A 24511-nucleotide genomic window follows, 5' to 3' on the forward strand; every position below is an offset into this window, starting at 1 on the left:
GCTTTACAAATAGAATCGATTTTTAGTGGTTCACTTTCATCCGCTGTAGGTGGTTCACTTTCACCCGCCGCACTATGCTCACTTTAATCCGCTGTGGGTGGTATACTATGCCCGTTTTTTGCAGAATAATTCAGGATCATGGACTGTTGATGGACAAGTGAGCTCATCGGAAACAGGAAGGGAACGTAATCACAATGGTGGATTTTTAACTGATTCCTATGGAGGTCTTGTTGGTGGTACTAGCAATTACACAGTTGCTTTTACTGGAGCCTATATTGGAACGGGAAACTTATGGACTTATAGGGTTTTTAGTATGAATAAATCTGATTTGACTAATTTCTATCCTGTTGATACTTACGTTTATGAATTAGCTCCCAGACATGCGTCAAATTTGAGACTAGATGTAGCAGGCGCTGTAGATTCCAATGGTATTAATGTCCAAGTTTATGAGACTAATAGTAATGATGCTCAAAAGTGGAAACTTAAAGAGGTTACAGGTGGGTATTTTGAATTAATTCCTCAATCGGGCATAACTAGAAGACTAGACGTTTATGGGGCTGGTACAAGTAATGGTACTAATGTACAAATTTGGGAAACTAATGGAAATTATGAACAACAATGGCGTATAATTGATAAAACTGGGGAGGAATTTGAATTATCCCCAAGACATGCTCAGGACAAACGTTTAGATGTTGCAGGAGCTGGAACAAGTAATGGTACTAATGTGCAGATTTATGAGAGTAATGAAAATCAAGCCCAGCAATGGGAATTTATATATATTAGCTCGAGTAAAATGGCTAACCAAAAAGACAAAGATACTGAGAAAAATGAATTTGAATTAATTACTGACATATCCAATAATTACATAGATTTAAGATATACACCTAAAAATAATGGGTCATTAAAAGTGGAAATTTTTGATTTAACAGGCCGGTTAATTTCGGAAAAAAGTTTAAATTATGTTACAACAGGAAACATAGCAACAATGCGTATTCCAACAAATAACTATTCTAAAGGAATTTACATTATAAACTTAGTTTCAGGGAATGACTTTTTACAAAAGAAAATCAAATTGTAAAATCATAATTAACCATATTGTATAAATATTGAATGAAAATAAAATATACGTGGTTCCTTTGTGTCCAATTATTAAACGCTAGAATGAATTTCGTGAATAAAGGTTATTTGGTGTTATTATTTTGATATCCAATGACCTTTTTTTTGAGATTCATTTTTTGGTTACTATCAATTCTAAAAATTGTTATTTACTAACTTATGTAATGTTTGAAATAAGCAAATCATATATTTTTAGGGTATATATAGTTGTGCATATATACATGATTTGGCAGATAAACTTTTTTATATATAAAAAATAAAAAATCAAATAATTTAATTACACCCAACGGGTTAAATTAATTAGAAATGAAATATATATACATATTAATAATTTTATTATCACCATCGATTAATAGTTATGCTCAAAATTTCCCAAAGTTGGAAGAAACATTCAGATTGAATCAACTTAAACCTCCAACAGGAAAAGTTCGAATGGTATTGGATACTGACACTTACAATGAAGTTGACGATCAATTTGCTTTGGCTTATGCATATTTATCTAATGAAAAGATTCAAATGGAAGCAGTTTACGCTGCTCCTTTTAAAAATTCTCGTGCAGAAAATGCAGGCATTGGTATGGAAAAAAGTTATAAAGAAATTTTAAGGTTGTTGAAAATACTTGGTAAATCTCCTGATGATTTTGCTTTCAGGGGCTCCGATAGGTATCTTGAAAACATTTCAAAACCTGTACGAAGTGATGCAGCTCTTGATTTGATAAAGAAGGCCATGGCTAGCAGTCCTAAAAACCCACTTTATGTAGTTCCAATAGGATGCATTACCAATATTGCCTCGGCAATTTTAATCGAGCCCAAAATCATTAAAAATATAGTAGTTGTTTGGCTTGGTGGCAACGGACTCAACTGGCCGGACCAAAAAGAATTTAACCTGAAACAGGATGTTTTATCAACACAGGTCGTTCTCAATTCAGGGGTTCCGTTTGTTATTATGCCCTGCCGTCCAGTAGTTTCACATTTTCAAACTACCATTCCGGAGTTGAAATATTATCTGAAAGGGAAAAATGAGCTTTCTAATTATTTATACAACATTGTTGTTGAATACAGCGGTGGGCGTGATGCATGGTCGAAAGTAATCTGGGATGTAACTGCCGTTGCCTGGCTTGTAAATCCTTCTTGGATTACAACTGACATTGTACACAGTCCTATCCTCACAGACCAAGTAACGTATAGTGTAGATCAAGGAAGGCATTTTATTCGAATAGCTAAGGATTTAAACCGTGATGGTATTTTCAAGGATTTGTTTGAAAAATTGGCAAAATAAAAACACTTTTAAATAGAGTTGAAAAGGATAATGTTTTTTGACAGTTTAAACAACAGGGAAGTCTTCATTATTCAATTCATTCAATTTGTTTTCCGTTCTTACGTTGGTTGATATATTTTTTTAAAATCAATCACAAGTTTAGGTCCTTTTCTGTACAAATAAGATAAGGTTTAATTCTTACTTTAATAATATTTATTGCTTAAATTCGTTGACATGAAGATATCTGACTTTGTGGCATCTATCAAAAATAAATCTAATTATCGACTAAATCAATCAAAGTATATTACCTATGAACAAAATGATTTAAAAATAGTTAACCTAGAATTAATCATCTGTTTTTTTTATTAACATATGTACAACTTCCATTCCACTTAAGGTTCTTCTTTTGCTGATTAAAATTCTTTAAAACTTAGTCTATTTTAGTGTAAACCTGAGTTTAAAATATAGAGCTTGAACAATAATTGAACTATATGACAAGGATCTTTGGTGTCCTTAAATCCAGTGATTAAAAAAACTTAAGGTAAAAAGTTATTTTAGATGAGATAGAGGCAAATTCAAGATCACATTTTTTAGTTTATTTTATTTACAGAACTTCTTAATTTCATTTCTGGTTTAAGAAGTACTTGGCTTATATCAATTTGTTGATTTTGAATTTTTGAATATATAAACTGCACAGCCATCTTACTTATATTACTTACTGGCTGAGCAATACAAGAAAGCGGTGTAGATAAATAATCGAGGTATGGATGATCATCAAATGTTATTAAAGATATATCTTTAGGTATTTGAATGTTTTCTTCTCTTAAAGCTTTTATGCACCCCATAGCAATAGTATTACTAAATGTGAATATGGCAGTAGGCTTGTTTTCTTTTTGAAGTATAAGTTTAGTTTCCAAATATCCATTTTCGAATGTGAAATTATTGCCACTAATTTCGTAGTTTTTTAATCCTGCTTTTTTCATTGCATCACAAAACCCATCAACCCTTAATCGGTTTGGAGTAGAACTTTGAGATCCTTGGATACATCTAATATGCTTATGTCCATTTTCAATCAAATAATTGGTTGCTCTAAAAGCTCCTTCGAAATTATCTGTTGAAACGTATGGAATGTCAAGATTTTCAAAATATCGATCAATACAAACTACGGGAATTCCTTTGTTCTCTAATTCTTTGATGTGGATCCATTGATCGCCACATGGCACAATTATTAGTCCTTCAATATTTCTAGCAGCTAACTGTTGAATTTCCTTTTTTTCTGTTTCCATATTTTCATTACTATCACTAATTATTACGATATAGTCTAATTTACGCAGTTCGATGTTTATTTCACTGGCTATATTTGCAAAAAAAGGATTATTAAGAGAAGGAATTATTAAGGCCAATGTTCCGCTTCTTCCTGATTTTAAGTTTGCAGCAAAGTGATTGGGAACATATTGTAATTTTTTAGCAGCTTCTATGACTTTTTGTTGAGATTTAATTCCAATTCTATATTGTTTAGCCTTTCCGTTAAGTACTCTTGATACAGTTGAGATTGAAAGTTCTGTCATTTTAGCAATGTCATTAATATTTGGTTTTTGCATAATATGGTAATTGAATAGCACAAACGATTGTACCTAGTAAGAACAAAAATTAATTGATTAATATAGATTATAAGCTTACTATATTAGCTTTATAATATGATTAAAATTCAAATATAAATAAATAAATCAACTATGATTCTATCATCATTCAAAAAAATATGCACAAACGTTTGTTCATAAAAATTTAATTTCCTATTTTTGTTTTCAAATTGAACTAAACTATGTATTTATGAAAAAAAAACAAAAAAGAGGGAGTTTGATTTCTCTTAGTATCAATGCCTCTCCTAAAAAAGTCTTTGTCCCTAAAAAAGCTTTAGGGATATTATATGGGGCTTTAGCGTTATGTTTGACTTTTGTTCCTATTAGTAATGCTTATGCTCAGCAAAATATCGTGGTTTCAGGGAAAGTAACTGATTCTTTTGATGAGCCTTTAATGGGAGTAACAGTTTTGCTAAAGGGAAGCAATAATGGGGTAGTAACGAACTTTGACGGTATGTATACTGTAAAAGGGGTTCCTAATAATGGGACTCTAGTATATACTTTTATAGGGATGAAGTCACAAGAAATTTCAATTGCCTCTAGAAACTCCATTGATGTTAAAATGGAAGAAGATATCATTGGTTTGGAAGAAACTGTAGTTATAGGTTATGGTTCAGTAAAGAAAAAGGATTTGCTTGGTGCTGTGTCGACGATAAAAGAAAAAGCTTTATCAGAACGCAAATCAGGTAATGTTATTGAATCGATGCAAGGGTTGACTACAGGCGTAAAGGTTACAACAAGTGGGCAGCCAGGTGCTAATGCTACAATTCGTATTCGGGGTCTAGGTAGTTTGACGAATAATAACCCATTGTTTATTATTGATGGTGCTTATGCTGGTGATGATTTAGGTGTTAATGTAGAAGATATTGAGTCTATTCAAGTGCTTAAAGATGCATCATCTGCTGCAATTTATGGATCTCGTGCTGCTAATGGAGTTGTTATTATTACAACTAAACAGGGTAAGGAAGGCAAAATGAAAGTGAAGTTTGATACTCAATTGACGTTGAACTGGTTGCCTCGTTATGATTTAATGGATGCAGAAACGTATAAAATTTATAATGATAGAGCCTATGATGAGGCTATACTTGCTGGAGTTAGTGGCGTAACTAAACGACAAAATCATTTTGATGGAAATACTGATTGGCAAGAGGAAATGTTGAGGTCAGGGGTGCTCAGAAATTACAATGTTTCTTTATCTGGAGGTTCTGAAAACGGGAAATTTTATACATCATTGAATAGGTTGGTTGATGAAGGTGCTTTATATAAAACAGGCTACGATAAATATGGTTTTCGTGTAAATACAAGTGGGAAAAAAGGAATTTTTTCATACGGTGAAAACTTTTATTATACTAAATCTGATAGTAAAATATTAAATGGTAACCCATGGGAAAATTTTATTCGTATACCACCAACAATCCCCGTGTATGACGAATCTAATCCTGGAGGGTATGGATATGGTAATGTTGATGGAGCAAATTCCTTTGGGTTGAATCCAATTGCAATGCAAGACTTATACCAAAGAAATAATGAAGAAGAGTATTTTACGGGTAATATTTACGGGCAAGTGTCACTATTTGATGATATGCTAGATGCCAAATTAAATTTTGCTTACCAAAGTTATATGGGGGTTACTAACTCTTTGAGAAAATCAGGTAGTTGGACTATGGGACAAGGAGATGATTCGGCATCTTTGGGATATAATAGTGCTAAGAATAGTGACATGTTAATAGAGCAAACTTTTAATTTTAAAAAGCAATTTGGCAAGCATGATCTGAAAGCTTTGGTTGGAGGGTCATATAACAAATTTCGTACGGATGGACGATGGATTACTAAACAAGATCCTTTGCTAAAAGGTGATGAATACATAACATCTCTTGATGCTGCTACTGGGGATGCCACAGCAGGAGGAAGTTATGGTGAGTCTGCATTGATTTCTTATTTCGGAAGAGTAAATTATTCTTACGCAGATAAATACTTGGCACAAGTAACTGCTCGTAGAGATGGGACTTCACGTCTCCCAGAAGATACCCGTTGGGAGAATTTTTATTCAGGTTCCATAGGCTGGAGGATTAGTGGTGAAGATTTCTTTGATTTGTCATTTATCAATGATTTTAAACTCCGTGGTAGTTATGGAACGCTTGGAAATAGTAGTATTGGGTTTTGGGACTATCAATCTGTAATAAATATTGCACCACGTGCTGTTTTTGGTAGTCCAGAATATCAGGCAACTGGTATGACTCAATCAAGATTGAGTAATAATGACCTTATTTGGGAGAAAAAAACTACTGCTAACCTTGGATTTGATCTTACGACTTTTAATAATCGCCTTAATTTATCTGCTGAATATTTTTATTCAAAAAGTGAAGATTTATTGGTCTACTTGCCTATTTTGATGAGTTCTGGAAATGAAGGGGGGGCACCTGCTGTGAATGCTGGAAGTTTAGAGAATAGGGGAATTGAAGTAGAACTTGGGTGGAGAAACCAAATAAAAGATTTTTCTTATACAGCTTCACTCAATGTATCCCATTTGAAAAATAAAGTAACTAATCTTGGGTATGGACAAACAGTTTTATTTACCGCATTAGCAAAAACTGAGATAGGAGAGCCCCTTGGCACATGGTATCTTTATAAAATGAATGGTATTTTCCAATCAGAAAGTGACGTAAATAATCATGTAAGTTCAAGTGGTCAAGTTATTCAGCCTAACGCTTTACCTGGTGATATTATCTATGACGATTATAATGATGATGGTATTATTTCTTCAGAAGATAGGCAAATAGCTGGGAGTCCATGGGCTGATTTTGAACTAGGGCTAAATCTAGGAGCTTCTTATAAAGGTATTGATTTAGGAATTAATGGTTATGGTAGATTTGGACAAGAGATTTGGAATGGTTCAGCTGCCTCTGCTTCTGATTTTGCTAATAATCAAAACAATTTCAATGGATTAAAGCCTTGGACGCAGGAGCATCCTGTTAATGATCGTCCGCGTATTGTATATGGAGACAGTAGAAATAGTAGAGGTGACCAAGATCGTTGGCTGGAAGATGGATCTTTCTTTCGTATAAGTCAAATCACTTTAGGTTACACATTTCCGAGTCTTCTATGTGAAAAGTTAGGTATGGAAAATATTCGTGCCTCCTTGACAGGGCAGAATCTTGTAACCTTTACAAAGTATTCAGGTTTGGATCCTGAATTTACTGATAATGGAATTTTCCAAATAGGTGCAGATTATAGTTCTTTCCCTAATCCTAGATCAGTTCAATTTGCAGTATCATTCACATTTTAAATTCAGATATTATGAAACAAATAAATAATTATATTTTATGCTTTATTGTAATTCTGTTCACGTCATCTTGTAACGAAGAGTTACTCGATTTAAAGAATGAGAATACATTGAGTACCGGTCTTTTTTGGCAAACAGAAGCAGATATTGATGCAGGTGTAGTTGCTGTTTATAACATGTTTTACCGCCAAGGAACATGGACAAGGAATATGTATACTCAAATAAGGGGTATGTCAGATGAAGCTGTGAGTTATGCTGGTTGGACAGAGCTTAATGAATACACCAAGTTTATTTTTACCAATTATAATTTTTATGAAACTAATGTTAAAATGTGGGAAGAACATTATGTAGCTATAAATAGGGCTAATCAAGTGTTGGACAACATAGATAATGTGACATTTAGCGATGAAGCTCACAAGAATGATTTAATAGGGCAAACAAAATTTTTACGAGCATTCTATTATTTTTATATGACTGCGCTTTGGGATAATGTCCCTCTAGTACTCCAGACATCCTCTGCTGCTGATCAACCTATGGGAAGCACTGCAGATGAGGTGCTTACTCAAATAGAGGAGGATCTGGAAGATGCAGTCTCTAAACTGCCTGCTACACGTAGTGATGATGAAACAGGCCGTCCAACAAAAGGGGCTGCATACGCACTGTTGGCAAAAGCATACGCACAACATCATAAATGGGAAGAAGCAAAAACAACTTTGGAATGGCTTGTTGATGGACCAGGCAGTGGCTATTATGATTTAGTGACTAATTGGGCTGACAATTTCAATAATAATACCGAGAATAATATTGAGTCTATTTTTGAAATACAATTTTCTCTTATGAACCGTGTTGGATTTGACCAAACAGATAATCATCTAGATCCAAATGCTCAGTTAGGGACACAAATTGAAATGAATCAAGCTCCTTCAGGTATTGGTTGGAATAATATTGAGGCAAGACGATGGTTGGTAGATTATTACAAACGAGAAAAAACTACCGACGGGAAAAACGATATTCGATTATTCTATTCATTTTGGTATGATGGAGCAGCATCTGATTTTCCAGACTACCCTAATCAATTAATTTATGGGGCTCCATGGAACAATAGTTGGGGAAATCGTGTTTTTATTAAAAAATATAGTACCGACGAACTCCCATTGTATTATTGGAACGATAATAACTTTCGATCACTACGCTATGCAGATATATTATTGCTATATGCTGAAGTGCTTAACGAAGTGAATGGGACTCCCACAGCTAAAGCTATTGAATTGGTAAATCGTGTACGCAATCGTGTTAAGTTACCTAATATTCAAAATAGTACTTATTATAATGGAAATCAGGTAACTACTAATCAGGATGCTTTTAGAGAGCATATAAAAGTTGAACGAAGTCTAGAGCTGGCAACGGAATGTGTTCGTTGGATTGATTTGAAACGTTGGGGAATTAATGATGCTGAAACACTGGATGAATTGAAAGAACGTGATAGTGATTTTAATAATTTTATTATAGGTAAATCAATCCGAATGCCAATTCCTCAAAGCGAAGTGGATAATAATCCTAATCTAGATCAAAATGAACAATACTAATTATAAATTTCTGAGTAATGAATAATATAAAATATTTAATAGCAACCATTGTAGTCCTCCTGACATCATGGGGATGTGATGATGGGGATTCTGATTATGTAATAGGTAGTAATTCAAATGAGTTTGCTATATTTCCAGTGTCAATTCCTGTAACTGAAGGTGGTGGAACTTATGAGCTAATGGTTACCGGTAATGAATCTTGGACTGCCGAATTAACTAATTCTAATAGTTCGGCCAATGATTGGGTTACTTTAAGTGAAACATCAGGAACAGGAACAAAAACTATTACTGTTACAGTAACACCAAGTACGTCTTTTGTAAAGTTAAGAGAGGTTTTAATAGAAGTACATTCAAGTGAAAAGGTTTTGAAGTCTAAGGTTTTACAGGAAACTTTAGTCCTTGGTGAAAATGAAGTACTTATAAACGGATTGGTTTGGTCTACAGTGAATGTTGATGCACCTGGTACATTTGCTTCTTCTCCCGAAGATAGGGGAATGTATTATCAGTTTAATAGAAAGATAGGCTACCCTAGTGGTCTTAATGGTGACCCAGCACCTACTAACTGGCCAGCTGGATATACAAATGATGGAACTGATTGGCTAGCAGAAAATGATCCTTCTCCCGAAGGGTGGCGTGTTCCTACAACTAATGAAATGGTAGCGTTATGGGAGATTGGAGCAACCTGGGTTAATCCAAGCCAAACGGGATTCAGTACTCCTGGAATGATTATTGGCGTGCCTCAATCTGTGGCATTACTTGCTAACAAAGATAATCTGAAACAATTAGGTTGCCTATTTTTGCCTCAAAGTGGATGGCGTAATGCAAGTGGAGTAGTTGACCGCGGATGGTTGGTTTCAGTTCGAAGTGGTAACAATTTATCTGAAACACATGGAGGTATGTCATTAGGGGATTCAGGAGGTTATCGAGATGTATGGGGCTGGGGTGATGGTCAAAAAGTACGTGCTGCATCGATACGTCCAGTAAAAAATATAGAAATAGAAGATTAGTTAAATATTTTAAATACATTTTTCTATAATCCTAGGTCTCTGAACGATAACAAGATTTATAAAATGCTGTAAAACAAAAAATAATGAATAATAAAAATATTTTTATATATTTCGTTTTGGTGATACTGTTTTTTGGATGCAAAAATAATGAGAGCATTAATAATAGTAATCTAAAGACGATTGTTCCACAGATCCAATATGAATTTGGAGGAGGTGCTGGGCTTTATAATTATGCACCAAGTGTGATTGAAGATAAATATAAAACTAGATATGCATTTGTTTGTCAAAATAAAAATCCATTTGAAATAATTGATTATGTATATCTTTTTAAAGGAATTCCAACTACAAATGGTTATAAATGGCAACCTGGAATCAGAATAGTGGATCCATCTGAAGAGGGTTGGGATCATATTCATATTTGTGACCCTGATGTAAGGGAGTTTACTACAAATTATAAAGGGGAGACATATAATTGGATAATGACCTATTTGGGAGTAGATCAATGGCACAACCATAATCAAATAGGTTTAGCTATGTCGAAAACGATTGAAGGTCCCTGGATTAAATATGACGGAAACCCTTTAATATCTTATGCCGATACAACTAAATGGGGTGTTGGGCAAAGTACGTCAATAGTATTAGACTCAACTTCAATAAGACTTTTTTATCATTCTACATTGAAACCTGGAAAGTCTTTTGTATTTCGTGATATCAAACTAGACAACCTTAATGATATTGTTTTAGGAGAAGAAAAATATATTCCTGGTATGAGTGCAAATAGTTACCCTGCTATGTCTGAAAATTATATTTTCATTGCGAGTGAAGAAAGAAAAGCAGACTATGAAAAAATTATTCCTACATGGGTGGGAAATTATTCAACTTTAAGATACATTAAGAGGAATGAAGATATTTCATTACCTGTTGAAGAATGGACAGAAATAGGTCATGTAGGGCCAGATCAATCGGGGTTTCCCAGAAACCATAATCCCGGAATTTTAACAGATAGCAAAGGATATATGCTAACAGAAGATGAAGTAATTATGTATTTTACTACAGCTGTTACTGGTGAAGATTGGTTATGGTCTTATGATTTATATTCAGCCCGTTTTGACTTAAAAAATTACTTTAATCATGAATAACGATATATGTTTAAAAAAAGTGTTGGTTAAAATGAAAGAGAAAATACAAATCTGTTTTATTTTCATAATACTAATATCAAGTATTTCTTATGGACAGTCTGTTAAGAAGAAGCCATTGATTGTGATAACAGATCTTTATCATCCTTATCAAGACCCCGGAGATAATTTAGATTTAATAAACGCCTTTGCTTTGCCTGATGTTGATTTAAAAGCAGTTATACTTGATATTACAGATTCATTTCGTAAAGAAATAGCTGATCATCCTACACTATGGAAAGATCCTCGAGGACCTAGAGAAGCTGGAATTATTCCTGTTGAGCAACTCAATTATATTTTTAATAGACAAGTGAAGTTTGGTATTGGTCCTATAAAAGGCATGAAAAATGAACAAGACAAAATGTTAGATACGCCTGGTTTTTTTCAGGGAGTAGAGTTGTTTTTAAATGTTCTTAAGAATGAACCTGAACCAATAGAAGTCTTGTCTTTTGGCTCAGCAAGAATTATAGCTGTTGCATATAACCGAAATCCAGAATTGGTAAAGGAAAAAGTAAAGAAAATTCATCTTAGCGGAGGTACGGCCTCACAAAACTATGAATTGGGCCTAGACAAGGGAGCTAATATGATACCTGGGGGAGAATGGAATGTTGCCTTGGATGTTTTTGCTTTTACGAGGGTTTTACGTTCAGATTTACCTATTGCATTATATCCGTGTGCTGGTAAAGATGGAGGTTTTGTTAAATCAACAAATAATACTTATTGGAAATTAAAAGATATGTCATTTGTTAAAGATATTGCTCCTCAATTACAATGTTATCTAGATTATTCATTTGGTAAAAAAAAGCAATATGATTTTTTGAGAGCTATGGATTTGGGGAAACCTTTCAGTGATAGTGTTCAAGTTCAGTTTGAAGAGTTTCATGTTTGGGAATCTTTAATCTGGATTGAGGCAACAGATAGGTGTTTAGTCAAAGGAGCGGAAAATAATTATAAGCTAATTAAGAAAAGTGAATTAAGTAAATCAGACATTATTTTAAAGAGCGGTTTGCGCAATTGTAAGATTTTAGAAATTAGAAACGATGGACGTTTTGTTTATGACTATACTGATGAACCTTCAAATTTTCAAATATATTATCGTGAAGACTGTCAGGAGAATGAAATTGCTTTGAACCAAGTTATTCCCGAATTATTTAAGACATATTTACCAAATGACAATTAAAGATTTTTAAACAACTATTGTAAAAATAAAATCTAAAGATAAGACAAAAAGCAAAAATAAATAATTTTTTTAAAAACGAATATGACTAAAATATATTTAGCGGTTTTAACCGTATTATTAATTAAAGGATGTCCTTCATTGAATACAGATAAAATAAAAAAAGAAGATATTAAAGAGTCGAAAATAAAAGTCCTTTTTGAAACAGATATGGGGAATGATGTTGATGATGCTTTAGCTTTGGATATGCTTTATAAATATGTTGATGAAGGAAAAATTGATTTATTGGGAATAATGAGTAATAAAGAAAGTCCATATTCATCCGAATATACAGATATAATGAATACATGGTATGGCTATCCCCAAATTCCTATTGGAATAATTCGTAATGGCCCAGATTGTGAAAATGATGCAACAAATTATGCAAAATCTGTGTCTCTTCTGCAAAATGAAAAAGGTGAACAACTTTTTAAGCGTTCATTAAAAAATCATAATCAATTGCCTGATGCCCATATCTTATATCGTAAAATTCTATCGGAACAACCCGATAATTCTGTAACAATTATTTCAGTGGGTTTTTCTACTAATCTTGCTCGTTTACTTGAAACCCCAGCCGATGATATATCTCGATTAACGGGAAAAGAATTAGTTGCTAAAAAAGTTGAATTATTGAGCACAATGGCTGGGTGCTTTAATAATGATGAGTTATTTGAGTATAATGTGGTTAAAGATATTTCTGCAGCAAAAAAAGTTTTCGCTGAATGGCCGACGCCATTAGTAACTTCTCCTTTTGAAGTTGGTATTGCTATTAAATATCCAGGAAGTAGTATAGAAAATGATTTCAGTTGGGCTTCGATTCATCCTATGGTAGAAGCCTATAAAAGTTATCTGGAAATGCCGTATGATCGTCCAACATGGGATTTAACGTCTGTATTATATGCAGTAGAAGGTGCTTCTTATTTCAACTTGTCTCTAGCTGGTAAGATAAATGTGACGGAAAAAGGAGCTACTAAATTCACTCCAGAATCAGAGGGAACCAGATATTATTTGACTGTAGATTCTATCCAAGGGAGTAATATCAAACAACATTTGATTGATTTGTTGACTAAGCAACCCATTCATTTCAATAAATAATTAGGTATTATGATAAAGTATCTATATGGAATATTGATATTTGCTCTAACGTTTTCCTGCTCGAATGATGGAGCAACAGATAAACAGACTTCTCTCGATCCTCCCAAACAGGAAATTCCAATCAAAACAATCACAAAACCAGAATTTGTTTTCGGGTTTGTAGGTCAAAACAGGTATTCATATGCCCCAAGCTCATTGGAACAAGAGGATGGAAGTGTTCATATGTTTTTTTGTGGTAATCCACAGAATGATGTTATGGTCGATAATATTTTTCATGTTAAAATCAACCCAGATGGCTCTAAAACTAAGGCTAAAAGTGTGGTGCAACCTGGGATATCTGAATCTTGGGATGATCATCACATTTGCGACCCTTCTGTTATTGAAGGTAGTTATTTATGGAACAATACTTCATTTAAATATGTCATGTTTTATCTTACTAATGCATACGGAGTATATTATAATGAAATTGGAGTGGCATTTAGCAATGATTTGGAAGCAGATAGTTGGATTAAATATCCAGACCAGATTGTTAGAAAAACGTGGGATCATGATGGAGATCAATTAATAGCTGGTGGTTGGAAGTCATGGGGAGTAGGACAACCATCTGTAGTGTCTTTAGATGGTAAAGGTAAATTACTTTTAACATATACAGTCGGAGATATTGGCGGTACGAGAATAGTATGGTCTGAAGTTGATTTTAGCAATATGGAAGATTATACAATAAGCCCCCCTAGTACCATTGTACAAACTGGATTAATGGCAATCGATAATAAGTCTAGAGACTATACTAGTAATTCAGAATTCGCTATTAATATAGAAGAAGATAAGATTTTAATGATTCGCCCAGTACAACCCATGCCAGATGATTATCCTTCTTATTTAAATAGTTCACTAGAGATAGACTTTATGAATCTTTCAGATTTCATAAATAATAGTAGTAGTTGGACACCAATATACAGGATTAGTCCAGATGATACGGGTTTTCCTAGGAATCATAATGCCACTTTGCTTAGAGATAACTTTGGATATATTAAAAATTGGGAAAAACCAACTTTCTACTATACAGTTAGCAAGGCAGCTCCCAATGTGCAACCTTCGGCCAGTAATCACGCTGAATGGACTTATCATATCTGGAGAGCACAAATAAATGAAAATCAATAATCAAAAAGTATTGAAAAATAAAAAATGAATTTATGGCTTCAAATAAAATTTTAGTTATCGGTAGTTCAAACACCGATTTAATTGCAAAAACAAAACGTATTCCAGCAGCGGGGGAAACAGTTGAGGGGAAACAGTACTTGCAGGCAATGGGAGGCAAAGGCGCAAATCAAGCATTGGCTGCACACAAACTGGGAGGAGATGTTAAATTTATTACAAGTTTGGGTAATGATACCAACGGAAAAAAAACACTTAAATATTATAAAAAGATAGGCTTAGATGTAGGCTCTTCACTGATTGTTAAAGACATTCCCTCTGGAACTGCAATGATTTGGGTGGATGATAATGGTGAAAATCGCATCATAATTAACCCAGGAGCCAACAAAGAACTTTCGTCAGAATACATGTTGAGTAAAAAAGAGGAAATCGTTAACTCAGACGTCGTGTTGTTACAAATGGAAATTCCTTATGATACAGTAAAAACTATATGCGAGATGGCTTCAGTTGCAGGAAAGAAAGTAATCCTTAATGTAGCTCCCGCCTATAAAATAGATTATGAAATCATACAAAATATAGATGTTTTGATTGTAAATGAAACTGAAGCAGAATTAATTTCGGGTAAAAAAATTAATATTGTTGGAGCAGAAGGAGTTATTAATTGTTTGTTAGAACTTGGTGTAAAATCTGTGGTATTGACACTTGGGAAGAACGGTTGTATAATGAAGGATAAAGACCGACGACAAATAATAGTTCCTGCTTTTGATGTAAAGGCCATTGATACAACAGCTGCAGGAGATACATTTTGCGGTGGATTGGTTGCTGAATTGAGCAGAGGACACGATTGGAAACGAGCATTGAATTTTGCTTCAGCTGCTTCTGCAATTTGTGTTACTCAAATGGGGGCTCAACCTTCTATTCCGTCTGAAGTAGAGGTGGAATACTTCTTGAAAGACTCTTGTAAGTATCAAAACTGATTCTCATTTAACCTAAAATTAACTTAAAATAGTTTAATTAATTCATCAATTTTAACCAAAATAAAAAATTAATATCATGTTTATAATAGATAATTATATTTTAGCTGTATTCCTTTGCATCATCACTATGTTTTGTTGGGGGTCATGGGCCAATACACAAAAATTAGCTTCGAAGAAATGGGGCTTCCCCCTTTTTTATTGGGATTACACCTTAGGTGTTATATTGCTGTCGCTAGTTTTCGGTTTAACCTTGGGAAGCAATGGAATTAGTGGGCAAGCTTTTCTTCCAAATCTAGGCAATGCATCAATAAATGCGATTTTTTATGCTTTTTTAGGAGGTGTTGTTTTTAATATTGCTAACTTATTATTAGTTGCTGCTATAGATATTGCAGGTATGGCAATTGCATTTCCAATCGGGATAGGGATTGCTTTGGTGTTAGGTGTAGTTGTTAATTATATAGCTTCACCTGTTGGAGACCCTATGTTTTTATTTATAGGGGTTGGTCTTGTGACTTTGGCAATTATAGTAGATGCTTTAGCTTATAAACGAATTTCAAAAGGAGCGGCAACAACAAAAGGAATCGCCATATCTTTAGCTGCCGGTATATTAATGGGCTTCTTTTATAGATTTGTGGCAGTATCTATGTCTCTTGATTTTTCAAACCCAACAGAAGGGCTTTTAACTCCCTATACAGCCGTATTTATATTTTCTATAGGGATATTTATTTCTAACTTTTTGTTTAATACTTTTTTTATGTATAAACCTATAAGTGGTGAGAAAGTAGCGTATAAAGATTATTTTAAATTAGGAACTCCAAAGCTTCATTTCATTGGAATTTTAGGAGGTGTTATTTGGTGTCTTGGTTTTATTTTAAATATGATAGCTGCAGGAGAAGCAGGTTTTGCTATTTCTTATGGATTGGGACAAGGTGCTACTATGGTAGCTGCCATTTGGGGTATATTTATATGGAAGGAGTTTAAAGATTCCCCTAAAGGAACCAATTACTTGATCGGTTTAATGTTTTTCTTATTTTTTGTAGGATTGTCATTAATAATTATGGCTAAAAACGTTTAGTAGTACACTTAATCAATAGTTTGTCAATAGTTTTTAAACCATAATATTAAATGGTTCAGAATTTTATTGGCCTATTTTAAAAATTATAAATTCAAATTAAACATTCATGAAATTTTTTATAGATACAGCTAATCTTGCACAAATTAAGGAAGCTCAAGCATTAGGAATATTAGACGGGGTAACAACAAACCCTTCATTGATGGCGAAAGAAGGAATTACAGGACAATCGAATATCTTTCAACATTACTTGGATATTTGTGAAGAGGTTGAGGGGGATGTCTCAGCCGAAGTCATTGCCACTGATTTTGAAGGAATGGTCGCTGAAGGTGAAAAATTAGCCTCCTTGCACCCTCGAATTGTCGTGAAATTACCAATGATTAAAAATGGTGTGAAAGCATGTAGCTATTTTTCTGCCAAAGGAATCAGAACCAATGTTACTTTGGTCTTTTCAGTTGGTCAGGCGTTGTTAGCTGCCAAATCAGGTGCTACTTATGTTTCTCCCTTCTTAGGTCGATTGGACGATATTTCTACAGATGGAATGCATTTAATCTCAGAAATTAGAAAAGTGTACGATAACTTCAATTTTGAAACTCAAATTCTATCTGCCTCTGTAAGAAATACAATGCACATCATTAATTGTGCAAAAATTGGTTCTGATGTCATAACAGGACCATTATCGGCTATTGAAGGATTACTAAACCATCCTCTAACAGATAATGGTTTAAAACAGTTTTTAAAAGATTATGCAAAAGGGAATAATTTACACAGTGAATTACAATGAAGAACATAGATTTACAAGCAGCAGATAACATTAGAGCATTAGCTGTTGCGATGGTAGAGAAAGCAAATTCAGGACATCCAGGAGGCCCCATGGGAGGTGCAGATTTCATGCACATATTATATTCTGAGTTCTTTAATTACGATCCAACAGATATGACTTGGCCATTTAGAGATCGCTTTTTTATGGATGCAGGACATTTATCTACCTTATTATATGCTCAATATTATCTTTTAGGTAATTATGGGAAAGATGATGTTGCTAATTTTAGACAATGGGGTTCTAAAACTCCAGGTCACCCAGAAGTTAATGTAGAAAGAGGCGTTGAAAACACCTCTGGCCCATTGGGTCAAGGTCATACTATGGGAATTGGAGCTGCCATAGGGGCTAAATTTTTGCAAGCAAGATTTGGTGATTGGATGAACCATAAAATCTATGGTTTTATTTCAGATGGAGGTGTGCAAGAAGAAATTTCCCAAGGAGCAGGCAGGATTGCTGGACATTTAGGATTGCACAATTTTATCATGTTTTATGATTCCAACGATATTCAGTTGTCAAGTTCTACAGACGAAGTAATTAGCGAAAATACCGCTATGAAATATGAAGCATGGGGTTGGATGGTGATTTCAATAGATGGACATAACCATGATGAAATTAGAAGGGCTTTAACAGAAGCAAATAACGAAAAAGAAAGGCCAACCCTAATCATTGGGAAAACCATTATGGGCAAAGGTTGTGTCACTGCCGATGGAAGTATTTATGAAGGACATTGCCAATTACACGGCCAGCCTATTGGACATTCAGGAGCAGATTATATTAAGACATTAGAAAACTTAGGTGCAAATCCAGAAAGACCGTTTGATATTTATGAGGATGTCAAAGCATTCTACAGAACATTACTTAAAGAAAAAACAATTAAAGCGGCGCAAAATAAAATGGCGATTATATCTTGGAGGCAAGACAATAAAACATTAGCAAATAAATTAGACCATTTTTTATCAGGTGATTTACCAGAATTGGATTTCGAATCCATCGAGCATAAACCAGGATTGGCATCAAGAGCAGCTTCTTCAAATGTATTGGGATATTTAGCAGGAAAAGTTGAAAACATGATTGTGTCTTCTGCCGATTTATCAAACAGTGATAAAACAGATGGTTTCTTAAAGAAAACATATGCACTCAAAAAGGGAGATTTCACGGGCTCGTTTTTACAAGCAGGTGTTGCCGAATTAACCATGGCTTGTATAGCTAATGGATTGGCGTTACATGGCGGTATCATCCCTGTAGTAGCAACATTCTTTGTGTTTTCAGATTATATGAAACCCGCAATAAGATTGAGTGCTATTCAAGAACTGCCTGTAAAATATGTGTGGACACATGATGCCTTTCGTGTAGGAGAAGATGGTCCAACACATCAACCAGTAGAGCAAGAAGCACAATTACGCTTATTGGAAAAATTAAAGAACCATAGTGGAAACCCTAGTTTCTTGGCCTTGCGTCCAGCAGATTCTGCAGAAACTACAGTAGCATGGAAAATGGCTTTAGAAAATAAAGACACACCAACTGGATTGATTCTTTCAAGACAAAACATTAAGGATATTCCAGCAATGGGCTCTTCAAGATATACAGAAGCATTAGCGTCAGAAAAAGGGGGTTATTTAGTAAAAGAAGTTAAAAATCCAGACGTTGTTTTAGTCGCTAACGGATCTGAAGTAGCAACTTTGGTTGATGCAGCAAAACTGCTTGAAGAAAGAGGAAATATTAAAGTTAGCATTGCCTCCATAATTTCAGAGGGCTTATTCAGATTGCAATCTAAAGATTATCAAGAAAGTGTCATTCCTAAAAATACACCATTATTTGGCTTAACAACAGGTTTGCCTGTAAATTTAGAAGGACTTGTTGGGGATAATGGAAAAGTATTTGGCTTAGAGCATTTTGGATGTTCAGCACCAGCGACCGTACTTGATGAAAAGTTTGGTTTTACGGGAGAAAAAGTAAGTAAACAAGTATTAGAATATTTAAGGCAATATAAAAACTAAAAGAATGAAATTTTTTATAGATACAGCTAACCTTGATGATATTGCTGAAGCACAAGCTTTAGGGGTTTTGGAAGGTGTTACAACAAACCCTTCACTAATGGCAAAAGAAGGTATTATAGGAGCAGATAACATTATAGCGCATTACTGGAAAGGGCGGGCAAAGTGAGGCACTTACAGCGGATGAAAGTGAGCATAGCAATAATTATTAAGACCGTTGCAAGGGAAATTGTGTAAAATAATTAACAAAATATAATTTCAAACATTTGATTATAAGTATGTTAATATGTATTTTAGTATTATGAAAGCAGCAAAACACCTAACCTTGGCCGATAGTATTTGTGATACACGTTCACGAAAAATAAAAACGACATTTTTTAATCAAATGGACACTCTTTTGGACTGGAACACAATCAGCAGCCTTATAGATAAGCATTACATAAAAGGAAAAAGTGCCACAGGCGCACCCAGTTACGATGGTCTGCTATTATTTAAGATGTGTTTATTGCAGACTTGGTATGGGTTAAGTGACTATGAGGTAGAAGACCGCGTAAACGATAGTATTTCTTTTGGTTATTTTTGTGGTCTTAACATCGACCAAGTAGCACCGGACCACAGTACGCTGTCCCGTTTTCGAAGCCTGATGACAAAAGCAAAGGCCTACGGGCCACTGTTCAAAGAAATCAACAGGCAGTTGGAAGCCCATAAAATAATAGTGAAAATATGGACTTGCAATAAAAAAGTGGACAATTAGATAAGAGTCATGCAGCTACTTTTTGATTAAACATTTCTATTTTAAGTGGTTTACTTTCTCCGTTTTTTGCAGTCTATAAGCCTGAATTTCCATCTGATGCGGTTCAGAGATAACCGATAAAGGATTTTAAAAACATAAGTCTAAAACTTTATTTAGCGCCTAATTCTCCTTTATCGGTTGGTTGTAATTTACAATTATGGAGGGTTTTCCCGAGTAAAAGATAACAGATCATTTAAGGATCAAATATCTTAAAAGAAAGCTCTATGTAAATGACATTGCGAATCTAAGGGAATAGCAAGAGGGTAACACGCTGCGCGATGTTACTGGTTCATATTTCACTTAAAATCAGTTATTTATCAATTTTAAATAGTTTTATTTATTTCAGATTTGCGGCAAAACTTCTTGAAACCCCATTAAAATTGCATTTATTTGCGGCAAACTCCTAGATTTTGGTATGATTTAGTGAATATTGAACCGTTGTGGTGCTTGCCAAATACGTATTATTTGACTTTTACAGTAAAACCTTTCGAAAGCCCCATAAACAGGCAATAATTTACAGTAAAAAGTATGAGGCTAATTTGTATTGATTGGTATTGTTAGCTATTGGTGTTTCATAAGTTTTAAAAGGGCATCAATTCACTGTTTTTTAGTAAAAAAGCTTCGTAGCCCAGTAAAATCAAGGAAAAATTTAGTAAAAAAATGAAATAATCCTTTAAATTTCCCAAAAACATTGCATAGTATTAGCTCGATAGATGTTGGGGCTTTTAATCCGTAAAAAAATTAATATGCCAACATCTATTGGGAATATCCCAAATCTAATTCTTTCATCCCTGTTGCAACAAAGAATTATGGCTTCACCAATTTATAAAAATCAATTAGGCTCTTAAATATTAAATAAGAGAGCCCACGCGTTGTATATGCTGTCCACATTTAGTGAGCGTCATTACCGACCTCACCTTGCGGGTGTACAAGCACCCTCATGACCAAATCGGTCAATCTATAATAACTTCAATGCCCGCTTTCTCGGCCTTGTACTTTATTTTGGTCACCAGCTCATAATAGCTCCAGTTTCTCAATACAAACCCATCTTCTTTAGCTATCCCTATCTTGTCATCCTGATTTAACAGAACGAGAGTTCCAGCCTGATGTTTGGTGCAAAAATCGATGAGCCTCCTACTGTATACATGGATACGATGGGATACATAATTGCTTTCCGTTTTGCTGAACCTTTCCACTGCTTTGAGCTTGCGTTTGCGTCCTTTACCTGATCTGGAATGGGTAGCCCCAACCTGTGCCCTTTTACGGGCTGCCTGTATTGCTAACCTTCTGTATAGAAATTCTTCCTTAGTGCCTATGGGAAGCCTGTTTTTTCCAATTTTAACGACTAGGGGATATTCCAAGGACAGGGAAGCCTCTGCAACCACTTCTGGCTTGAGGATATGTTTTTCCTTTTCGATTTCAAATATCGGTAGCCAAAAGATCTTGCCATCCTTTAATTGAATACGGGAAGTACACAGCTTGGTCTTTCCTTTTATCACCTGTTCCAATAACATTCTTTTGTCAGTATGGTCATTTCCTAAATACGTCCGAAAGGGAACTTGGAACAAACGAAAGCAAAAGGCCTTTTTTTCTTCACAATAAGATAAACGACTCATCCCTTCTGGGCTAAATGGAAATGCCATATCCCTCCTGAAATTCTTTAGGGAACATTCACCTTTCCAGTATTTAGGGCTGTTTGTCCTAAAAGTAGTGATCAAGGTATTGTTCAAACAAGATAGTATATTGGTAGGGATCTCACCTTTAAAGCGATCCGATACCATACGATAGGTGGTATTTATACGGGAGCGTTGCAGGATGCCGTCCACATCTTTTTTTTCATCGGCAAGTTTATACTTTATCCCCTCTGACAGATAAAAGAACTCCCTGATCATTTCCTGTACATAGAGATGGGAAACGATAAGATTGGCAGCCCTAAAACATCGGTTCTGCCACTGGTAAAGCTTGTCCACGGCTTCCTTACGTTCCTCTTGGGTAGGTAGGTCGACCATTAGCTGGATCTTTCGGGTGAGCTTGAGTGTTGTCTTTCCCATATCAAGCGGATTCCAGTTGCTGTTCGTGCTTCTGCTGCATGAGTTTGTACGCTATCATAAATTCATGGTGCACTTCCTTTTGGGATAGATTAAGCTCTTTGGCAATAGAAGAAAAAGAAAGTTTTTGTTCACATCGTAGCTTTAAGACTTCTGCTTGCTCCTTGGTCATGACACCCTGAACCTTGATTCCAACAACGGGCTTTTGTTCAATTTCAAGCGTGTTTCCTTGATTAATGATCGTTCTGATGTCCTCAATAGCTTGTTTTATTTTGTTGCTGGTTTCTTTGATACCCTTTCCCATGACCTCGGCAATGGCCTTGTGTTGAAAGCCATATTTTAAACAGAGTTCAATTAGATGCCTCCGCTCGGCATTCAATAGGGGCAATACACTTTTGATTAGGTCGAAGGCTTTTTGTTCCGTTTCCTGATCTCGCAGCGTTTCCCCATCTTTTAGAGGATCATATCCTACCATATAGTCTTGGTAATTGTCATAACTCTCTAACGAATTGACTTTCCTAAGGAACTTGTTTCTAGGTCGGGTATAGTAGGAAATACATTCCCTTTTCATCACAAGCCTTAAAAAAAAGAAGATATGCTTAGGGGTTTCTATCCTGTCCCTATGAACCCATAATTTTAAGAAGGTGTCCTGAACCAAGGATTCTACGACAAAATGATCGTTGAGCATTTGCTTGCCCACCCAAAAGATATGTCTGCTGTAATTGGCATGGATATGCACCAAAGCGGAGGGGTCGCCATTTTTTAATAGTTCGAAATCATGCTGTGACATAAAATGCTTCATTTAAATAGGGGATAGGGAAACCCACCACCAAAATTAAACTGATTTTAGTAAAGCGAATTCTTATAGGATATTAAGGTGAAGTTAGCTTTGAGAAATGTTGAGAAGAATGCCCTTTTTCTACAAACAAAAAAGGCGTGGATACTCAACTTATCACATTGAGGTACTGGTATACCGTGCAACGATAAGAGAGTCCACGCCCCGGGTCGTGAACATCCTTGCTTATCATCTCGTTGCTAAAAATTACCAGTTTTCAATGTGAGATTCAAAGCGAATGCTCCTAATATTTTACTTTAAGAGGTTTCGCAAAAATATATAATACAGGGCTAATATAGAAATTATTATTTTGTATACCAAATGGCTTACCGAATTTGTTTAGAGATTTACAAAATTGCAGCATGGCTTCACTTTCCAAAGAAGATATAATTTTAGCTAATAAAATTGCAGATAGGATTAAAAACCTGCGTGTGCAGGCGTGTGGCGTGAAGCAAATGAATTTTGTCGAAAGATACAATGTTGAAAAACAAAACATTAGTCGTTGGGAAAGCCATATAAAAATTAATCAAAAAACAGGAATGCCTAAAGGAAGGGGAATAACAATTTATACGATCAAAAAATTCTGTGATTTAATAGGGATAACATTAGACGATTTTTTAATGACCCAATTTTTAAAAAGTAGATTCAGTAATTTATTTTAAATTTTAGCCTATCCAATTGGGCTGTCTATTTTGTTATTACCAGTTCATATACTTACTTTCTTCCTTGATTCAATATAATTCGTGAAAAACCTATCTATTGAGTAATCCGAAAATTGGCTTAAGAAAAAGAAGAACACGTTTTTAAAGTTATGGATTTAGAGGCTGAATTGAGTGGGGAGAATCCATCGCTTTAAAAATGAAACAACCCCGAGAATTCGGGTGCGTTAGTAATTCCAAAAGGCTTCGGGTCACTCTAGAATTTACAAGGTTGTAACAAATTCATTCAGTGTTTATAGGGTATTCCAATGGATTTGCTACAATTTCTGTTTTTATACAATTCCTTTAAGATTCAGACAGACCAATCTTTATGAGGTCTTGCAAGGCAAAATGAAACGTAGCGTCGTCTTGGCGCGCTACCCTCTTGCATTCCACCCCTTTAGTTTTACAGACACACTTTATTTAGGGATTATTTATATGATAGTAAGTTTCTGTAATTGTTAACTTTCTATCGTATCGGGGAATACTCCATATAATAATAAACTGTGACCAAACTGATTGGGGAGAATTGCATATTCCTTTTTCTAGCAGTTTTCCAATAAAGAAGGTTGTTTTTATATATTCATTTGTACTATAATGTACCTCGATATGTAAATTTGTAAGCTTCCCCAAAATTCGATCCATTCAAAAATAGAATTTTATTCATTTAATCGGTATTGAATTGGTGTTTTATTTTTAAGTGATTTGTGTGGTCTATTATAATTGTAATCGTGTATCCAT

At 34.7% G+C, this 24511-nt stretch carries 19 protein-coding genes and 1 pseudogene; 16 read left to right on the forward strand and 4 right to left on the reverse strand.

The features are described 5' to 3' along the window. Positions 1 to 118: 118 nt before the first annotated feature. Together GQO80_RS15155 and GQO80_RS15160 are read left to right on the forward strand one after the other, a co-directional pair. Complete coding sequence (locus GQO80_RS15155; protein WP_157209207.1) at positions 119 to 1078, forward strand: RICIN domain-containing protein; 960 nt, start codon at positions 119 to 121, stop codon at positions 1076 to 1078. Positions 1079 to 1422: 344 nt separating this feature from the next. Continuing rightward, a complete protein-coding gene (locus tag GQO80_RS15160; RefSeq protein ID WP_157209208.1) occupies positions 1423 to 2394 on the forward strand; it encodes a nucleoside hydrolase in 972 nt (323 codons plus the stop codon). 569 nt (positions 2395 to 2963) lie between these two features. Here GQO80_RS15160 and GQO80_RS15165 read toward each other — a convergent pair. Beyond that, entirely contained in the window at positions 2964 to 3974 is a 1011-nt protein-coding gene (locus GQO80_RS15165; protein WP_157209209.1) for a LacI family DNA-binding transcriptional regulator, read from the reverse strand. 229 nt (positions 3975 to 4203) lie between these two features. Between GQO80_RS15165 and GQO80_RS15170 the strand changes: the two genes are divergently transcribed. From GQO80_RS15170 to GQO80_RS15230, 13 genes and pseudogenes are all read left to right on the forward strand, one after another. Further along, the gene (locus GQO80_RS15170) at positions 4204 to 7299 is read left to right on the forward strand and encodes a SusC/RagA family TonB-linked outer membrane protein (RefSeq protein WP_157209210.1); all 3096 of its coding nucleotides are present in this window, start codon (positions 4204 to 4206) and stop codon (positions 7297 to 7299) included. A gap of 11 nt (positions 7300 to 7310) precedes the next feature. Then, entirely contained in the window at positions 7311 to 8882 is a 1572-nt protein-coding gene (locus GQO80_RS15175) for a RagB/SusD family nutrient uptake outer membrane protein (protein WP_157209211.1), read from the forward strand. A 17-nt stretch (positions 8883 to 8899) separates the two neighbouring features. Next, positions 8900 to 9889, forward strand: a complete 990-nt coding sequence (locus tag GQO80_RS15180) for a BACON domain-containing protein (RefSeq protein ID WP_157209212.1) — start codon at positions 8900 to 8902, stop codon at positions 9887 to 9889. Positions 9890 to 9972: 83 nt separating this feature from the next. Then, positions 9973 to 11028: a hypothetical protein gene (locus tag GQO80_RS15185; RefSeq protein WP_157209213.1), complete on the forward strand. Its 1056-nt coding sequence runs from the start codon at positions 9973 to 9975 to the stop codon at positions 11026 to 11028. Beyond that, positions 11021 to 12244, forward strand: coding sequence for a nucleoside hydrolase (locus GQO80_RS15190; protein ID WP_198037800.1), 1224 nt, complete (start codon positions 11021 to 11023; stop codon positions 12242 to 12244). The genes GQO80_RS15185 and GQO80_RS15190 overlap by 8 nt, the downstream gene beginning before the upstream one ends. An 81-nt stretch (positions 12245 to 12325) precedes the next feature. After that, positions 12326 to 13375, forward strand: coding sequence for a nucleoside hydrolase (locus GQO80_RS15195; RefSeq protein WP_157209214.1), 1050 nt, complete (start codon positions 12326 to 12328; stop codon positions 13373 to 13375). A 9-nt stretch (positions 13376 to 13384) separates the two neighbouring features. Continuing rightward, on the forward strand, positions 13385 to 14536 hold the full coding sequence (locus GQO80_RS15200) for a glycoside hydrolase family protein (RefSeq protein ID WP_157209215.1): 1152 nt from the start codon (positions 13385 to 13387) through the stop codon (positions 14534 to 14536). A gap of 32 nt (positions 14537 to 14568) precedes the next feature. Beyond that, entirely contained in the window at positions 14569 to 15507 is a 939-nt protein-coding gene (gene rbsK, locus GQO80_RS15205) for a ribokinase (RefSeq protein ID WP_157209216.1), read from the forward strand. A 76-nt stretch (positions 15508 to 15583) separates the two neighbouring features. Continuing rightward, complete coding sequence (locus GQO80_RS15210) at positions 15584 to 16582, forward strand: GRP family sugar transporter (protein ID WP_157209217.1); 999 nt, start codon at positions 15584 to 15586, stop codon at positions 16580 to 16582. Positions 16583 to 16688: 106 nt separating this feature from the next. Next, the gene (gene fsa / locus GQO80_RS15215) at positions 16689 to 17363 is read left to right on the forward strand and encodes a fructose-6-phosphate aldolase (RefSeq protein WP_157209218.1); all 675 of its coding nucleotides are present in this window, start codon (positions 16689 to 16691) and stop codon (positions 17361 to 17363) included. Next, positions 17360 to 19399 (forward strand): transketolase family protein, encoded by a 2040-nt coding sequence (locus tag GQO80_RS15220; RefSeq protein WP_157209219.1) that lies wholly within the window; start codon positions 17360 to 17362, stop codon positions 19397 to 19399. Before fsa ends, GQO80_RS15220 begins: the two co-directional genes overlap by 4 nt. 4 nt (positions 19400 to 19403) lie before the next feature. Continuing rightward, positions 19404 to 19544: pseudogene (locus tag GQO80_RS15225) on the forward strand (transaldolase family protein); the annotation flags it as partial. A 153-nt stretch (positions 19545 to 19697) separates the two neighbouring features. Beyond that, positions 19698 to 20150 carry a transposase gene (locus tag GQO80_RS15230; RefSeq protein ID WP_232333204.1) on the forward strand — a complete coding sequence of 151 codons (453 nt, stop codon included), beginning with the start codon at positions 19698 to 19700 and terminating at the stop codon, positions 20148 to 20150. Positions 20151 to 21142: 992 nt separating this feature from the next. On the opposite strand, the gene GQO80_RS15235 is transcribed toward GQO80_RS15230, so the two are convergent. Both GQO80_RS15235 and GQO80_RS15240 read right to left on the reverse strand, forming a co-directional pair. Beyond that, positions 21143 to 22240 (reverse strand): hypothetical protein, encoded by a 1098-nt coding sequence (locus GQO80_RS15235; protein ID WP_157209220.1) that lies wholly within the window; start codon positions 22238 to 22240, stop codon positions 21143 to 21145. A 1-nt stretch (position 22241) separates the two neighbouring features. Next, a complete protein-coding gene (locus tag GQO80_RS15240; RefSeq protein ID WP_157209221.1) occupies positions 22242 to 23027 on the reverse strand; it encodes an RNA polymerase sigma factor in 786 nt (261 codons plus the stop codon). Positions 23028 to 23434: 407 nt separating this feature from the next. Here GQO80_RS15240 and GQO80_RS15245 point away from each other — a divergent pair, with 407 nt between their 5' ends. Continuing rightward, positions 23435 to 23734 carry a helix-turn-helix domain-containing protein gene (locus GQO80_RS15245; RefSeq protein WP_157209222.1) on the forward strand — a complete coding sequence of 100 codons (300 nt, stop codon included), beginning with the start codon at positions 23435 to 23437 and terminating at the stop codon, positions 23732 to 23734. Between the two features lie 695 nt (positions 23735 to 24429). On the opposite strand, the gene GQO80_RS16030 is transcribed toward GQO80_RS15245, so the two are convergent. Continuing rightward, a partial coding sequence (locus tag GQO80_RS16030) for an integrase core domain-containing protein (protein WP_157208113.1) occupies positions 24430 to 24511 on the reverse strand: 82 nt, incomplete at its 5' end.

Source organism: Mariniflexile maritimum (assembly GCF_009746565.1).
GTDB lineage: Bacteria > Bacteroidota > Bacteroidia > Flavobacteriales > Flavobacteriaceae > Mariniflexile > Mariniflexile maritimum.

Bases quoted from the DNA above. Each gene is read 5' to 3' on its own strand.
- fsa (WP_157209218.1), top strand. From the start codon at position 16,689: ATGAAATTTTTTATAGATACAGCTAATCTTGCACAAATTAAGGAAGCT.
- GQO80_RS15220 (WP_157209219.1), top strand. From the start codon at position 17,360: ATGAAGAACATAGATTTACAAGCAGCAGATAACATTAGAGCATTAGCT.
- GQO80_RS15180 (WP_157209212.1), top strand. From the start codon at position 8,900: ATGAATAATATAAAATATTTAATAGCAACCATTGTAGTCCTCCTGACA.
- GQO80_RS15245 (WP_157209222.1), top strand. From the start codon at position 23,435: ATGGCTTCACTTTCCAAAGAAGATATAATTTTAGCTAATAAAATTGCA.
- GQO80_RS15200 (WP_157209215.1), top strand. From the start codon at position 13,385: ATGATAAAGTATCTATATGGAATATTGATATTTGCTCTAACGTTTTCC.
- GQO80_RS15240 (WP_157209221.1), bottom strand. From the start codon at position 23,027: ATGTCACAGCATGATTTCGAACTATTAAAAAATGGCGACCCCTCCGCT.
- GQO80_RS15195 (WP_157209214.1), top strand. From the start codon at position 12,326: ATGACTAAAATATATTTAGCGGTTTTAACCGTATTATTAATTAAAGGA.
- GQO80_RS15185 (WP_157209213.1), top strand. From the start codon at position 9,973: ATGAATAATAAAAATATTTTTATATATTTCGTTTTGGTGATACTGTTT.
- GQO80_RS15175 (WP_157209211.1), top strand. From the start codon at position 7,311: ATGAAACAAATAAATAATTATATTTTATGCTTTATTGTAATTCTGTTC.
- GQO80_RS15230 (WP_232333204.1), top strand. From the start codon at position 19,698: ATGAAAGCAGCAAAACACCTAACCTTGGCCGATAGTATTTGTGATACA.
- GQO80_RS15170 (WP_157209210.1), top strand. From the start codon at position 4,204: ATGAAAAAAAAACAAAAAAGAGGGAGTTTGATTTCTCTTAGTATCAAT.
- GQO80_RS15165 (WP_157209209.1), bottom strand. From the start codon at position 3,974: ATGCAAAAACCAAATATTAATGACATTGCTAAAATGACAGAACTTTCA.
- GQO80_RS15235 (WP_157209220.1), bottom strand. From the start codon at position 22,240: ATGGGAAAGACAACACTCAAGCTCACCCGAAAGATCCAGCTAATGGTC.
- rbsK (WP_157209216.1), top strand. From the start codon at position 14,569: ATGGCTTCAAATAAAATTTTAGTTATCGGTAGTTCAAACACCGATTTA.
- GQO80_RS15160 (WP_157209208.1), top strand. From the start codon at position 1,423: ATGAAATATATATACATATTAATAATTTTATTATCACCATCGATTAAT.
- GQO80_RS15210 (WP_157209217.1), top strand. From the start codon at position 15,584: ATGTTTATAATAGATAATTATATTTTAGCTGTATTCCTTTGCATCATC.
- GQO80_RS15190 (WP_198037800.1), top strand. From the start codon at position 11,021: ATGAATAACGATATATGTTTAAAAAAAGTGTTGGTTAAAATGAAAGAG.